Source organism: Kineococcus aridisoli, assembly GCF_050871885.1.
Classification (GTDB): Bacteria; Actinomycetota; Actinomycetes; order Actinomycetales; family Kineococcaceae; genus Kineococcus.
The window spans coordinates 35,121-49,550 of record NZ_JBJLSF010000028.1 but is presented as its reverse complement, the minus strand read 5'-3'; the positions used below and the strand labels follow the sequence as shown (position 1 = coordinate 49,550).

The window sequence follows — 14,430 nt, the reverse complement described above, 5'->3', positions numbered from 1 at the left end:
CCGGCGCCTCAGCGGCGCCGGCCTGCGCTCACAGGTACTGGCCGGTGTTGGCGACGGTGTCGATGGAGCGTCCCGCCTCGGTGCCCTTCTTGCCCTGCATGAGGGTGCGGATGAAGACGATCCGCTCGCCCTTCTTGCCGGAGATGCGGGCCCAGTCGTCGGGGTTGGTGGTGTTGGGCAGGTCCTCGTTCTCCTTGAACTCGTCGACGCACGCGCTCATGAGGTGCTCGACGCGCAGACCCCGCTGCTGCAGGGTCAGCAGGTCCTTGATGGCCATCTTCTTGGCGCGGTCGACGATGTTCTGGATCATCGCGCCGGAGTTGAAGTCCTTGTAGTACAGGACCTCCTTGTCACCGCCGGCGTAGGTGACCTCGAGGAACTCGTTCTCCGGGCTCTCGGTGTACATGCGCTCCACCGTGGCCTGGATCATCGCGTCGACGGCGGCCTGCGCGCTGCCCCCGTTGACCGCCAGGTCGTCGGCGTGCAGCGGCAGGTCGGCGGTGAGGTACTTGGCGAAGATCTGGCCGGCGCTCTCGGCGTCCGGGCGCTCGATCTTGATCTTCACGTCCAGGCGGCCCGGGCGCAGGATCGCCGGGTCGATCATGTCCTCGCGGTTGGAGGCGCCGATGACGATGACGTTCTCCAGCCGCTCCACGCCGTCCAGCTCGCTGAGCAGCTGCGGCACGATCGTCGTCTCCACGTCGGAGCTGACGCCGGAGCCGCGGGTGCGGAACAGCGACTCCATCTCGTCGAAGAAGACGACGACGGGGGTGCCGCCGCTGGCCTTCTCGCGGGCGCGGGCGAAGATCAGCCGGATGTGCCGCTCGGTCTCGCCGACGTACTTGTTGAGCAGCTCCGGGCCCTTGATGTTGAGGAAGTAGCTCTTGGCCTGCGTCTGCCCGCGCAGCTCGGCGGCCTTCTTGGCCAGGGAGTTCGCGACGGCCTTGGCGATGAGCGTCTTGCCGCAGCCGGGCGGGCCGTACAGCAGGATGCCCTTGGGCGGGCGCAGCCCGTGCTCGCGGAACAGGTCCGCGTGCAGGAAGGGCAGCTCGACGGCGTCGCGGATGGCCTCGATCTGCGGGCCCAGGCCGCCGATGTCCTCGTAGTCGATGTCCGGGACCTCCTCGAGGACCAGCTCCTCGACCTCGGCCTTGGGGATGCGCTCGAAGGCGAAGCCGGAGCGGGTGTCGATCGTCAGGGAGTCGCCCACCCGCAGCGGCCCGTCCGCCAGCGGCCCGGCCAGGCGGACCACGCGCTCCTCGTCGGCGCGGGCGAGCACGAGCGCCCGCCCGTCCTCCAGCAGCTCCTTGACCGTGGCCAGCTCGCCGGTGCGCTCGTAGTCGAAGGCCGCCACGACGTTCATCGCCTCGTTGACCATGACGTCCTGGCCCGGGCGCAGCGCGCCGAGGTCGACGGCCGGGCTGACCGCGACCCGCATGCGCCGGCCGGCGGAGACGATGTCCGCGCTGCCGTCGTCGGCTGCCTGCAGGAACGTGGCGTACTGGGCGGGGGGTTGACCGAGCCGGTCCACCTCCGCCTTCAGCGAGACGATCTGGTCGCGCGCCTCCCGCAGCGTGGTGGCGAGGCGGTCGTTCTGGGCGCTGACCTGGGCGAGTCGGGTCCGGGCGGCTCCGAGCTGCTCCTCGAGCGCGGCGAGGTGGCGGGCGTCCCGCTCACCTCCGCCACCGAAGCGGCGCTGGGGCTCCGTCATGGCGCATCTCCCCTCTGTGCTCGGCCGGTCGTGCCGGACGGGCGGTGGATGCGCTCGACCCTAACCCGCACGCCGGACATCGCGCGGTGGATCGGTGTCGGCGCGTTGCCGACCGACTCCGCTCGGTGTTCGGTTCGTGACCTCCGGGTGTCCCTACACTCCCGCCATGCCCGACACCGCCGCTCCCGACCGCGAGGACACCACCCGGGACGCCGTGGCGGCGCTGCGGCGGCGGGCCGCCCGGCTGGACGCCGAGGACCCGCTGGCGCCCGAGCGCGAGCGGTTCCTGCTGGAGGCCGCGCCCGGGGTGAGCGCCTACCTGGACGGCAACTCCCTCGGCCGCCCGCTGAAGGCCACCGCCGACGCGGTCGAGGCCTTCGTGCGCGAGCAGTGGGGCGGGCAGCTCATCCGCGGCTGGACCGCCGGCCCCGGCAGCGCCGCCGGCACCGACGCCACCACCGCGCTCGCCGGCAGCGGTGCGGCGGCGGGCGGCTGGATGGACTGGCCGACCGAGCTGGGCGACCTGATCGGCCGCGCCGCCCTCGGCGCGGCCCCCGGGCAGACCGTCGTCGCCGACTCCACGACGGTGCTCTTCTACAAGCTGGTGCGCGCCGCGGTGGACGCGGCGGCCGCCACCGGCCGCGACGAGGTCGTGTGCGACACCGACGACTTCCCCACCGACCGCTTCGTGCTCGAGGGCGTGGCCGCCGAGCGCGGCCTGCGGCTGCGCTGGATCGAGACCGACCCGGCCGCCGGCGTGCAGGTGGAGCAGGTGCGCGCCGCGCTCGGCCCCCGCACCGCGCTGGCCACCTTCAGCCACGTCGCCTACCGCTCCGGGCACCTGGCCGACGCGCAGGCGATCACCCGCGCCGTCCACGACGCCGGCGCCCTGGTGCTGTGGGACCTCAGCCACTCCACCGGCTCCGTCGAGCTGGCCCTGGACGCCTGGGGGGTGGACCTGGCGGTGGGCTGCACGTACAAGTACCTCAACGGCGGCCCCGGCGCCCCGGCCTTCGCCTACCTCGCCGCCCGCCACCACGGCGTGCTGCGCCAGCCGGTCCAGGGCTGGATGGGGCACGCCGACCCCTTCGCGATGGGCGCCGGCTACGAGCCCGGGCCGGGGGTGCGCCAGCTGGTCTCCGGCACCCCGCCGATCCTGGGCATGGTGCCGGTGCGGGTGGGCGCCGAGCAGCTGGAGCGCGTCGGGATCGCGGCCGTGCGCGCCAAGTCGCTGCTGCTGACCTCCTACGCCCTGGAGGTGGCCGACGCCCTGCTGGTCCCGCTGGGCGTGCAGGTGGCCACCCCCCGCGAGGCGCAGCGCCGCGGCGGGCACCTGACCCTGCGCGAGGGCACCTCGGGCGCGGACTTCCGCGCCGCCACCGACGCGCTGTGGCGGCAGGGGGTGCTCCCCGACTTCCGCGCCCCCGACGGCATCCGCATCGGCCTGGCGCCGCTGTCCACCGCCTTCGGCGAGGTCCTCGACGGCTTCCTCGCCCTGCGCGCGCTGGTGGCCGGGAGCGCCCGGTGAGCGGGCGGCCGGCGCCGGGACCGGCGCAGGGGGCGGCGGAGAACGTCCGCGCCGTGGAGGCGGGCGTGGTCACCGACTTCACCCGCGAGATGTCCTACGGCGCCTACCTGCACCTGGACGAGCTGCTGAGCGCCCAGCACCCGCTCAGCGTGCCCGAGCACCACGACGAGCTGCTGTTCATCGTCCAGCACCAGACCAGCGAGCTGTGGCTGAAGCTGGTGCTGCACGAGCTGCGCGCCGCGACGGCGGCGCTGGCCGCCGACCGGCTGAAGCCGGCGCTGAAGAACATCGCCCGCGTCAAGCACGTCCAGCGCACCCTCACCGAGCAGTGGTCGGTGCTGGCCACCCTCACCCCCACCGAGTACTCGCAGTTCCGCGGCTCCCTGGCCAGCTCCTCGGGCTTCCAGAGCCACCAGTACCGCGCCGTCGAGTTCGCCCTGGGCAACAAGAACGCGGCGATGCTCGACGTCTTCGCCCACGACCCGGCCGCGCACGCCGAGCTGGAGCAGCTGCTGCGCGCGCCCAGCCTGTACGACGAGTTCCTGCGGCTGCTGGCCCGCCGCGGCCACGCCGTGCCTGCCGAGCTGCTGGAGCGCGACGTCAGCCTCGCCCACGTCTCCACCCCCGCCCTCGTGCCGGTGCTGCGGCGGATCTACGAGCGGGCCGAGGACTTCTGGGAGGAGTACGAGGCCTGCGAGGAGCTGGTGGACCTGGAGGACGCCTTCCAGCTGTGGCGCTTCCGGCACCTGAAGACCGTCGAGCGCACCATCGGGTTCAAGCGCGGCACCGGCGGCTCCTCCGGCGTCGGCTTCCTGGCCAAGGCGCTGGAGCTGACGTTCTTCCCCGAGCTGTACGCGGTCCGCACGGAGATCGGCACGTGAGCACCGCTCCCGCCGCCGCCCCGGCCGCCCCCGCGGGCGGGCACCTGACGGCGGTCGCCGGTCCCGGCGTCCTGACCGGCTCGCAGACCGCCGACGAGCTGCTGCAGCGGGCCCTGGCCGCGCACGGCTGCACGGGCGAGCTCGTGCGCACCCGCACCGCCGCCGACTTCGAGCGCGCCGTGCGCGCCGCCGCCGCCGAGGGGGAGCCGCTCGTGCTGCCAGCGGACGCCACCCCCTTCGACGACGTCCTCGGCGCCTGGGACGCGCGCGCCGCGGTGCGCAGCGTCGTGCGCGTGGACGTCGACGCCCGCCCGCACGACCCGTCCGCCGCCGTGCGCCGGCACGTGCGCTCGCGCGGGCTGGGCGGCCTGCGCTTCGGCGTCGACGCCTGGCACCACCACCGCACCCGCCCGGCCGCCACCTCGGCCTACGGCCCGCACCCGGACCAGCGCCTGGAGCTGCGCCTGCCCCGCGACGCCGGCAGCGGGCCGTTCCCCGTCGCCGTGCTCGTCCACGGCGGCTACTGGCGCTCGCGGTGGGCCAGCGACCTCATGGACGCCGTCGCCGTGGACCTGGCCGACCGCGGCTGGGCCGCCGTCAACGTCGAGTACCGCCGCCCCGACGAGCACGACTGGGAGGCGACCACCGCGGACGTGGCGGCCGCGCTGCAGGCCGTCGCCGGCCTGGAGGCCCCGCTGGACCTGGGGCGCGTGGTCCTGCTGGGCCACTCCGCCGGCGGCCAGCTCGTCGTCCGCCTCGCCGCCGACCTCGCCGCCGGCCTCGCCGCCGACCTCGCCGCCAGCCCCGCCGCGCCCGTGCGGCCGGCGCTGACGGTGTCGCTGGCCGGCTGCCTGGACCTGGAGAGCATCCACGACCGCCACCTCAGCGAGGGCGCCGTCGCCCTGGCCCTGGGCGGCTCCCCCGCCCAGCTGCCGCAGGTGTACGCGGCCTCCTCGCCGCTGCGGCGGCTGCCGCTGGGCTCCCCCCTCGCCGTCGTCTGCTGCCGCGGCGACGACCCGGACCTGCTCGACGCCTCGCGCCGCTACGCGGCCGCGGCCCGCGCGGCCGGCGACGACGTGGCGGTGCTGGAGGAGGACGGCGACCACTTCAGCGTCGTCGACCCGCGCACCCGGGTGTGGCAGCGCACCCTCGACCTCGTGGCCGCGCGGGTGCCGCGCTGAGGCGACGGGGCGCCCCGCCGCGGGCTCCCGCTGCGGACCCGGGGCCGCGCCAGCAGGATGGCCGCGTGCCCGACCTCCTCGACGTGACCGTCGTCGTCGCGACGGCGGACCACCGCGATCGGCTGCGCCACAGCCTGTCGCACCTGGTGGACCTGCCCGGCCGGCCGCCGGTCGTCGTCGTCGACAACGGCTCCTGCGACGGCAGCCCGGAGATGGTCGAGGCCGAGTTCGGCCACCACCGGCAGCTGGAGCTGGTGCGGCTGCCGGAGGACCGCGGCGCCCTGGCCCGCAACGAGGGCGTGCGCCGCGCCCGCACCCGCTACGTCGCCTTCAGCGACGACGACTCCTGGTGGGCCCCGCAGGCGCTGCCGCGCGCCGTCGCCGCCTTCGAGGCGCACCCCGCCCTCGGGCTCGTCGCCGCCCGCGCCACCCTCGTGCCCTCCGGCGAGACCGACCGCGCCTCGCTGGCGATGGCGGCCGCCCCGCTGGGGCACGACCCGGCCCTGCCCGGACCGCCCGTCCTCGGCTTCACCGCCCGCGCCGGCGTGCTGCGGGCCGCCGCCTTCGAGCAGGTCGGCGGCTTCGACGAACTGGTCGGCTCCGGCGGGGAGGACCTGCTGTCGCTGGACCTGGCCACCGCCGGCTGGCAGCAGTGCTACCTGGAGGACGTCGAGGCCCCGCACGGCCCGCCCGGTCCGCCCGACCCCGCCCGCCGGGCGGTGCGCGAGCGCGACGCGCTCCTCGTGTGCTGGTTGCGCCGGCCGCTGCCGAGCGCGCTGCGCGCGACCGCCGCGCTGGTGGCCCGCGCCGCCCGCGACGGCCACCTCGGGCGGGAGGTGGTGGTCCTGGCCCGGTGCCTGCCGCCCGCGCTGCTCCGCCGGCGCCCGATCGCACGGGCCCTGGAACGCTCCTGGCGCACCGCGCACGCCCCGCGGCCCCTCCGGCACCCGGCCCCGCCGCGGGGCCTGCACCGCCGCAGGCCCGGCACCGCCTGAGGACGGCCCTCGGCGCGCCGGCCCGCGAGGACGCCGCTACCCTTCCAGCGCCTGGCGCCGAGCAGTGGGAGATGCGGTCCGTGTCCTGGGTCTCGCGCGTCGACGGCTTCCAGCGGCGCCACCCGCTGGTGAGCTACCCGCTGGCGGTGGTCTACAAGTTCTACGAGGACCAGGGCCCCTACCTGGCCGCGATCATCACCTACTACGGCCTGCTGAGCCTGGTGCCCCTGCTGCTGCTGCTGTCCACGGTCCTGGGCTACGTCCTGGCCGGCAACCCCGGCGCGCAGCAGGCGATCCTGGAGTCCGCCGCCACCCAGATCCCCGTCATCCGCGACGAGATCGGCACCCCCGGCAGCCTGGGCGGTGGCGGCACCGGGCTGGTCATCGGCATCGTCGGCGCCCTCTACGGCGCCCTGGGCATCGGCCTGGCCCTGCAGAACGCCGTGAACACCGCCTGGGGGGTGCCGCGCAACGAGCGCCCGAACCCCTTCGCCTCGCGGCTGCGCAGCCTGCTGCTCATCGTCACCGCGGGTCTGTTCGTCGTCGGCACGACGGTGCTGAACATCGTGCTCGCCGACCTCATCGGCGCCCAGGGGACGCTGCTGCAGTGGATGACGCGCGCTGGCTACACCGCCCTGGCCGCCCTCGGCTTCACGATGGCGTTCCGGCTGGCGGCCGCCCACCGCCCGCCCCTGCGCACCGTGCTGCCCGGCGCGGTGCTCATGGGCGTGCTGTGGCAGTTCCTGCAGCGCTTCGGCGGCAACCTCGTCGGCCTGGTCAGCGAGCGCTCCAGCGTCTCCAACCAGGTCTTCACGGCCGTCCTGGGCGTCATCGCCTTCCTCTTCGTCTCCTCCTGCGTCGCGGTGCTCTGCGTCGAGGTGGACGTCGTGCGGGTGCGGCGGCTGTACCCGCGGGCGCTGCTGACGCCCTTCACCGACGCCGTCTCCCTCACCGAGGGCGACCAGCGCGCCTACACCCGCCTCGCGCAGGCCCAGCGGCACAAGGGGTTCGAGCGGGTGCACGTGGAGTTCGGCGCCTCACCCCTGGAACGGCGGGACGACGGGGCGGACGGCGGGCGGGGCGGAGGGGACGACGGGCGCGCGGCCGAGGCGGGCGGCGAGGAAGGAGCAGACCGTGATCTGGAGCGGGTGGTAGAGGACGACCGGTAGCGCCACCAGGCCGACCACGTGCGCCGGGAAGAGCACCGTCGCCATCGGCAGGCCGGTGGCCAGCGACTTGGTCGAGCCGCAGAACGCCACCACCACCCGGTCCGCGCGCGGGGCGCCCCACCAGCGCGGCACCCACCAGGCGGCGCTGAGCACGAGCGCCAGCAGCAGCGCCGCGCAGCCCAGGACCACGAGGACCTCCCCCGCACCGACCTGCTCCCACACGCCCTGGCGCACCCCGCTGCTGAAGGCCGCGTAGACGACCGCGACGATCACCCCGCGCTCCAGCAGCGCCAGCCCCCGGCGGTGCGCGCGCACCCGGCCGCCCACCCACCGGCCCGCCACCAGGCCCAGCAGGAACGGCACCAGCAGCTGCAGCACGATGCGCCCGAGGGCCGCCGCGTCCGGGCCCGCACCGGAGGAGCCGAGCAGCAGCGCGGCCAGCAGCGGGGTCAGGACGGTGCCGGCGAGGTTGGAGACGGTCGCACCGACCACCGCGGCCGGCACGTCACCGCCGGCGAGCGCGGTGAACGCCACGCACGACTGCACCGTGGAGGGCAGCACCGCCAGGAACAGCAGCCCGGCCGCGAGCCCGTCGGCCAGCACCCGCCCGGCGCTCAGCGCGAGCAGCAGCCCCAGCAGCGGGAAGAGCAGGTAGGTGGTGGCGGCGACCGCGCCCTGCAGCCGCCAGGCGCGCAGCCCCGCGAGCGCCTGCACCGGTTCCGTCCGCGCCCCGTAGAGCAGGAACAGCACCGCCACCCCGAGCGTGGTCCCCCGCGACAGCCCCGTCGCGACGGCGCCGCCGGCGGGCAGCGCGGCCGCGACCGCCACGGCGCCCAGGACGGCGAGCACGAAGGGTTCCACGCGGCGCAGGAAGGGGACCGAGGACCAGCGCAGCACCCGGCGATGCTACGGCGGCTAGGGTGCCCCGGTGCCTGGCCCCCTGGTGTCCGTGCCCGACCTGCAGGCCGAGCTCGCCGGCCCCCGCCCGCCCGTCCTGCTCGACGTGCGCTGGAGCCTGGGCGGCCCGCCCGGCGCCGCCGAGCACGCCCGCGGCCACCTGCCCGGGGCCGTCTACGTCGACCTCGACACCCAGCTCTCGCGCCCGCGCGGCCCCGGGGAGGGCCGCCACCCGCTGCCGGAGGCGGGCGCCCTGCAGCGCACCTTGCGCGCGGCGGGAGTCTCGGCCGGCAGCCGGGTCGTCGCCTACGACGCCGGGCCGGGCACCAGCGCCGCCCGCGCCTGGTGGGTGCTGCGCTGGGCGGGCCTGGCCGACGTCGCCGTCCTCGACGGCGGGCTGGCCGCCTGGCGGGCCGCCGGCGCGGCCGTGAGCACCGAGGCGCCGCGCCCGGTCCCCGGCGACGTCGAGGTCCACCCGGGAGCGCTGCCCGTCCTGGACGCCGCCGCGGCCGCGGCGCTGGCGCGCTCGGGGGTGCTGCTGGACGCGCGCTCCCCCGAGCGCTACCGCGGCGAGAGCGAACCCGTCGACCCCGTCGCCGGTCACGTGCCCGGCGCGCTCAACGCCCCCACCACCGGCGTCCTCGGCGCCGACGGCCGCTTCCTGCCGCCGCAGCGGCTGCGCGAGCACTTCGCCCGCCTCGGCGTGGGCACCGGCGACGCGGGCACCGGCGAGGCGGGCACCGGCCCGGCCGTGGGCGCCTACTGCGGCAGCGGGATCACCGCGGCGCACCTGCTGCTGGCCCTGGAGGTCGCCGGGGTCCCCGCCGTGCTGTACCCGGGGTCGTGGTCGGAGTGGGTCGCCGACCCGGCCCGGCCGGTGGCCACCGGCGCCGGACCGGGCTGAGCCGGGTCGCGGGGCGCCTCAGCCCTCCTCGGGCCCGCCCGCCGCCTCCTGCTGCCCGGCGGCCGCGGAGGCCTGCGCCCCGCGGGCGGCCTCGCGCGCGGCCTTGCGCACCTTGCGGTCCGAGACCGGCCGGTCGCCGAACTCGGTGCCGTCCAGCACCTCCACCCCGGCCGCCTCGGCGGCCTCCGGGGAGTCGGTGGGGTACGCCCCCGGCGCGGGCCGGCGCTTGCGCAGCGGCGGGCGCACCCCGTCGGCCAGCCGGCGGGTGGTGATGAGGAAGCCGGTGTGCCCGACCATGCGGTGCTGCGGGCGCACCGCCAGGCCCTCCAGGTGCCAGCCGCGCACCATCGACTCCCACGCCTCCGGCTCGGTCCAGCGCCCCGACTCGCGGGCCGCCTCCGCCACCCGCGACAGCTGCGTGGCCGTGGCGACGTAGCAGATGAGGACCCCGCCGGGCGCGAGGGCGTCGGCCACCGCGTCCAGGCACTCCCACGGCGCGAGCATGTCGAGCACGGCCCGGTCGGCGCCGGTGCCGTCGGCCGCCGACAGCCCGCTGCCCGGCAGCGACTCGACCAGGTCGCCCACCTGCAGCGTCCACGCCGGGTGCGGGCCGCCGAAGAACGTCTCCACGTTGCCGCGGGCGACGTCGGCGAAGTCCTCGCGCCGCTCGAAGGAGTGCACCCGCCCCGCGTCGCCCACCGCGCGCAGCAGCGACATCGTCAGCGCGCCCGAGCCGACCCCGGCCTCGATGACGACGGCGCCGGGGAACAGGTCGGCCATCTGCACGACCTGCCCGGCGTCCTTGGGGTAGACCACGGCCGCGCCGCGCGGCATCGAGAGCACGAAGTCGGCCAGCAGCGGCCGCAGCACGAGGTACTCCACGCCCGCCGAGTTGGTGATCGTCGTCGCGTCCGGACGGCCGATGAGGTCGTCGTGCACGAACCTGCCGCGGTGGGTGTGGAACTCCTTGCCGGGGGTCAGGGTGATGGTGTGCATCCGCCCGCGGGGGTCGGTGAGCTGCACGCGCTCGCCCTCGCGCAGCGGTCCACGGCGGGTGCTGGCACCCGTCGGCGGGGGGGTGGGGGTGGTCACGGACGTCCTTCCGTCAGGGGTTCACGAGGTGCTCGGGGCCGCCGCGCCCGCGCGGGGCGGGTGGCGGGCGGTGGCGGGTGGGCGGTCAGCGGGGTGAGCGGACGGCGGCCACCACGTCACCGGTGTGCAGCAGCCCGCGCACCCGGCCGGCGGCGTCCACCACGACGTGCTCGCCGGGCTGGGCGCTGACCGCCTCCACCAGCTGCCGGCCGCTGAGGTCCTCCGGCAGCCACGAGCGCGGCGGCAGCGCCCGGGCGGTGGCCCCGGCGCCCAGCGAGGTGCGCCGCTCCTGGGGCACCCGGCGCAGCGCGGCGGTGTCCACCACCGCCACCGGCAGGCCGTCGTCGGTGACGAGCACGACTTCCAGGTCGCGGCTGGAGCCGGCCGCGGCGCCGGCGTCGATGGCCGCCCGCGCCGAGCGCACGACCTCCTCGACGGTGGCGCGGGCGTTCACCCCGATCGCCGGCCGCTGCAGCGCGCGCGCCGACAGCAGCGGCACGCGGCGCAGCTCGCGGGCCTGCTGCAGCGCCTGCGAGGCGCCCTGCCACAGCAGCGCCCCCACCAGACCGGCCCACACGACGTCGGTCAGCGAGCTCTGCCAGCCCAGCAGCCGCGGACCGCCCAGGGCCAGCAGGAAGACGACGACGGCGAGCACCCGCCCGCTCCAGCCGGCCGCGACGGTGCCGGCCAGGCGGTCACCGCGCAGCTTCCAGACCAGCGCCTCCAGCGCGTGGCCGCCGTCCAGCGGCAGCCCCGGCAGCAGGTTGAAGGCGGCCAGCAGCGCGTTGGACAGGGTCAGCGCGCCCAGCAGCAGGCCGACGACGCCGGCGTCGCCCGGCTGGGCGCGCACCGCCTCCCCCGCGCCGTGCGCGGCCAGCGCGATGACGACGTTGACGACGGGGCCGACGACGGCGATGAGCGCGCTGCGCCCCGGGCCGGTGCTGCCCTCGTGGGCGGTGAAGCCGCCCCAGACGTTGAGCACGATCCCGGTCACGCGCAGGCCCGAGCGCTGGGCGGCCAGCGCGTGCGCCACCTCGTGCAGCAGGACGGAGACCAGCAGCAGCACCGCGTAGGAGAAGGCGACGAGGTACGAGGCCGCCCCGGGCACCCGCACCTGCACCACCGGGGCGAAGATCCACACGATGAGCGCGGCGAACAGGAACCAGGAGGGGGCCAGCAGGAGGGGGACGCCGAAGGGGCGTCCCAGGCGGATCCCGCCGCTCATGCGGCGTCCACTCGCGGGTCGGGCACCACCTGATCCTAGGAGGCGCCGGGCGGGCCCGGGTCCCCGGCCGCCCGCCGGGCCCCGCGCGGCCGCGCGGTCCCCGACCGCCCGGGTGTCCGGCGGGTGTCCGAGGAGCGACCTATCGTCGAACGCGTGAGCACGAGCACCGCCCCGACCGCCGCACCCGGCACCGGTCCCGCCCCCGGCACCGGCCCCGCCGTCGGCGAGGAGCCGGAGGCCCCCGCGCCGAGCGGCGGGTCGCTGTCGCCCTCGCGCGCCGCGGACTTCATGCAGTGCCCGCTGCTGTACCGCTTCCGCACCATCGACCGCCTGCCCGAGGCGCCCAGCGAGGCCGCCGTGCGCGGCACCCTCGTCCACGCCGTGCTGGAGCGCCTGTTCGACCTGCCCGCCGACCAGCGCACCCGCGAGCAGGCCCGCTCCATGGTCGACCCGCAGTGGCGCGCGCTGCTGGAGCGCGAACCGCGGGTGGGTGCCCTCTTCGAGGACGGCACCGACGCCGCCGCGCTGGCGCGCTGGCTGACCAGCGCCGAGAAGCTGCTGGAGCGCTGGTTCGAGCTGGAGGACCCCACCCGCCTGGAGCCGGCCGGGCGGGAGGTGCGCGTGCAGGTGCCGCTGGGCGACGGGCTGCTGCTGCGCGGCATCGTCGACCGCCTCGACGTGGCCCCCACCGGCGAGCTGCGCGTGGTCGACTACAAGACCGGGCGCGCCCCCTCGGAGGCCCGCGAGTCCAAGGCCCTGTTCCAGATGCGCTTCTACGCGCTGGTGCTGTGGCGGCTGCACGGGGTGGTGCCCCGGCAGCTGCAGCTGGTCTACCTCGGCTCCGGCGACGTGCTGCGCCTGGCCCCCGACGAGGCGGACCTGCTGGCCACCGAGCGCAAGGTCCGCGCCCTGTGGGAGGCGATCGAGCGCAACCGCGCCACCGGCGACTGGCAGCCCCGGCCGGGGCGGCTGTGCTCCTGGTGCGACCACAAGGCCCTGTGCCCCTCCTTCGGCGGCACCCCGCCGCCGCTGCCGCCGCGGCCGCTGCCGCGCGCGGAGCCCTCCGCGGCCGCTCAGCCGCCCGCCGGGTCCACCGGGTCCGCGGAGCCCACCGGGTCGGGAGCGCCCACGGAGTCCACCGGCTGACCGCCCGCCACCCGGGCCAGCACGTCCAGGTCCACCTGCGCCAGCGAGGCCACCCGGCTGCGGCCGGGGGCCGGCGGGATCGGCACCATGTGCGGGCAGGCGAGCACCCGGCAGCCCGCGGCCTCGGCCGAGGCCACCCCCGTCGGGGAGTCCTCGATGGCCACGCACCGCTGCGCGCTCACGCCCAGCAGCTGCGCGGCGCGCAGGTACGGGTCCGGCGCCGGCTTGCCGCGCTCCACCTCGTCGCCGGAGACGACGACCGAGAACGCGCCCGGCACCATGCCCGCCACCGTCGTCGCCAGGTTGCGGTACGACATGGTCACCAGCGCGCACGGCACCCCGGCCGCGCCCAGCGCCCGCAGCAGCGCCAGCGCCCCCGGCCGCCACACCACGCCCGCGCTGACCGCGGCCACGACGGCGTCCAGCAGCTCCTCGACCACCTCCGCGGGGTCCACGTGGACCCCGACGGCGGCCCGCAGGTGCTCGGCCAGCACCCGCCCGGACTCCGGCAGCGCGCTGCCCACCAGCTGCAGCGCCTGCTCGTGGTCCCAGCTCGCCCCGTGGCGGGTCACCAGCGCCGTCTCGGCGGCGATCCAGTGCGGCTCGGTGTCGACCAGCGTGCCGTCCATGTCCCACAGCACCGCCGCCGGCAGCGGGTGCTCGCGGGCCGCTGGGCCGGGCGCGGAGGTGGACGGGGAGGCCGTGGGGGTCGTGCCGTCGGGCGTCATCGGCACCGGAGTCTAGGGTTGACCCGTGCCTGAGCAGCCTGCCGACCCCCAGCAGCGACCGCCGGTCGTCCTGCGCGATCCCGTGGTGATCGCGGCCTTCGAAGGGTGGAACGACGCGGGCGAGGCCGCCAGCCAGGCGGTGGCCCACCTGCACGAGGTCTGGAACGCCGTCGACCTCGCCGAGTTCGACCCGGAGCTCTACCACGACTTCCAGGTCAACCGCCCGACCGTCTCCTTCGACGAGGACGGCAAGCGCGTGCTGACCTGGCCCACGACGCGCATCTCCTACGCGGTGCTGCCGGACTCCCCGCGCGACGTGCTGCTGGTGCGCGGCATCGAGCCGTCGATGCGCTGGCGCACCTACGCGGGCGAGGTCGTCGAGCACGCCCGCACGGCCGGGGCCTCGATGGTGCTGACCCTGGGCGCCCTGCTGGCCGACGTCCCGCACACCCGCCCGCTGCCCGTGACCTCCAGCAGCGACGACCCCGAGCTCGTGGAGCGGCTGCAGATCGAGCCCTCCCGCTACGAGGGGCCCACCGGCATCGTCGGCGTCGTCGCCGACGCCGTCTCCGGCGCCGGCATGCCCTCGGTCTCGCTGTGGGCGGCGGTGCCGCACTACGTGGGCCAGCCGCCCTCGCCGAAGGGGACGCTCGCGCTGCTGCACCGCATCGAGGAGCTGCTCGACGTGACGGTGCCGATGGGCGACCTGCCCGAGGACGCCCGCGCCTGGGAGCGCGGCGTGGACGAGCTGGCCAGCGAGGACTCCGAGATCGCCGAGTACGTGCAGCAGCTGGAGGAGGCCAAGGACACCGCCGACCTGCCGGAGGCCTCCGGCGAGGCCATCGCGCGCGAGTTCGAGCGCTACCTGCGCCGCCGGGACGACCCGCCCCGCCGCGGCTGAGCCCCCGCCCGACGTGCCGGCGGGCCGCTGCGCGCAGGAGCCCGTCGCGCGCGGCGGGTCCCCGCTAGGTTG

At 76.6% G+C, this 14,430-nt stretch carries 12 protein-coding genes and 1 pseudogene; 8 read left to right on the top strand and 5 right to left on the bottom strand.

Features of this window, described 5'->3' with window-relative positions:
* Positions 1–28 precede the first annotated feature (28 nt).
* Positions 29–1,711 carry a proteasome ATPase gene (gene arc / locus ACRYM2_RS10085; RefSeq protein ID WP_432521931.1) on the bottom strand — a complete coding sequence of 561 codons (1,683 nt, stop codon included), beginning with the start codon at positions 1,709–1,711 and terminating at the stop codon, positions 29–31.
* A gap of 166 nt (positions 1,712–1,877) precedes the next feature.
* Between arc and ACRYM2_RS10080 the strand changes: the two genes are divergently transcribed.
* The 5 genes from ACRYM2_RS10080 (at position 1,878) to ACRYM2_RS10060 (ending at position 7,465) form a co-directional block, all read left to right on the top strand.
* Complete coding sequence (locus tag ACRYM2_RS10080; RefSeq protein ID WP_432521929.1) at positions 1,878–3,239, top strand: kynureninase; 1,362 nt, start codon at positions 1,878–1,880, stop codon at positions 3,237–3,239.
* Positions 3,236–4,120, top strand: a complete 885-nt coding sequence (gene kynA, locus ACRYM2_RS10075) for a tryptophan 2,3-dioxygenase (protein WP_432521927.1) — start codon at positions 3,236–3,238, stop codon at positions 4,118–4,120. The genes ACRYM2_RS10080 and kynA overlap by 4 nt, the downstream gene beginning before the upstream one ends.
* On the top strand, positions 4,117–5,301 hold the full coding sequence (locus ACRYM2_RS10070) for an alpha/beta hydrolase (protein ID WP_432521925.1): 1,185 nt from the start codon (positions 4,117–4,119) through the stop codon (positions 5,299–5,301). Before kynA ends, ACRYM2_RS10070 begins: the two co-directional genes overlap by 4 nt.
* A gap of 65 nt (positions 5,302–5,366) precedes the next feature.
* Positions 5,367–6,296 carry a glycosyltransferase family 2 protein gene (locus ACRYM2_RS10065; RefSeq protein WP_432521923.1) on the top strand — a complete coding sequence of 310 codons (930 nt, stop codon included), beginning with the start codon at positions 5,367–5,369 and terminating at the stop codon, positions 6,294–6,296.
* Between the two features lie 80 nt (positions 6,297–6,376).
* Complete coding sequence (locus ACRYM2_RS10060) at positions 6,377–7,465, top strand: YihY/virulence factor BrkB family protein (protein WP_432521921.1); 1,089 nt, start codon at positions 6,377–6,379, stop codon at positions 7,463–7,465.
* Here ACRYM2_RS10060 and ACRYM2_RS10055 read toward each other — a convergent pair.
* Positions 7,460–8,293 (bottom strand): annotated as a pseudogene (locus tag ACRYM2_RS10055) (bile acid:sodium symporter); the annotation flags it as partial. The gene ACRYM2_RS10060 and the pseudogene ACRYM2_RS10055 overlap by 6 nt on opposite strands.
* 100 nt (positions 8,294–8,393) lie before the next feature.
* Between ACRYM2_RS10055 and ACRYM2_RS10050 the strand changes: the two are divergent.
* Positions 8,394–9,266 (top strand): sulfurtransferase, encoded by an 873-nt coding sequence (locus ACRYM2_RS10050; RefSeq protein WP_432521918.1) that lies wholly within the window; start codon positions 8,394–8,396, stop codon positions 9,264–9,266.
* A gap of 18 nt (positions 9,267–9,284) precedes the next feature.
* On the opposite strand, the gene ACRYM2_RS10045 is transcribed toward ACRYM2_RS10050, so the two are convergent.
* Both ACRYM2_RS10045 and ACRYM2_RS10040 read right to left on the bottom strand, forming a co-directional pair.
* Complete coding sequence (locus tag ACRYM2_RS10045; protein ID WP_432521916.1) at positions 9,285–10,358, bottom strand: tRNA (adenine-N1)-methyltransferase; 1,074 nt, start codon at positions 10,356–10,358, stop codon at positions 9,285–9,287.
* Between the two features lie 85 nt (positions 10,359–10,443).
* On the bottom strand, positions 10,444–11,583 hold the full coding sequence (locus ACRYM2_RS10040; protein WP_432521914.1) for a site-2 protease family protein: 1,140 nt from the start codon (positions 11,581–11,583) through the stop codon (positions 10,444–10,446).
* 153 nt (positions 11,584–11,736) lie between these two features.
* On the opposite strand from ACRYM2_RS10040, the gene ACRYM2_RS10035 reads away from it, so the two are divergent.
* On the top strand, positions 11,737–12,729 hold the full coding sequence (locus tag ACRYM2_RS10035; protein ID WP_432521912.1) for a RecB family exonuclease: 993 nt from the start codon (positions 11,737–11,739) through the stop codon (positions 12,727–12,729).
* Here the strand turns inward: ACRYM2_RS10035 and ACRYM2_RS10030 are convergent.
* Positions 12,657–13,457 (bottom strand): HAD family hydrolase, encoded by an 801-nt coding sequence (locus tag ACRYM2_RS10030; RefSeq protein WP_432521943.1) that lies wholly within the window; start codon positions 13,455–13,457, stop codon positions 12,657–12,659. The two genes, ACRYM2_RS10035 and ACRYM2_RS10030, sit on opposite strands and share 73 nt — an antisense overlap.
* A 25-nt stretch (positions 13,458–13,482) precedes the next feature.
* Between ACRYM2_RS10030 and ACRYM2_RS10025 the strand changes: the two genes are divergently transcribed.
* Entirely contained in the window at positions 13,483–14,358 is an 876-nt protein-coding gene (locus ACRYM2_RS10025; protein WP_432521911.1) for a PAC2 family protein, read from the top strand.
* Positions 14,359–14,430: the final 72 nt, after the last annotated feature.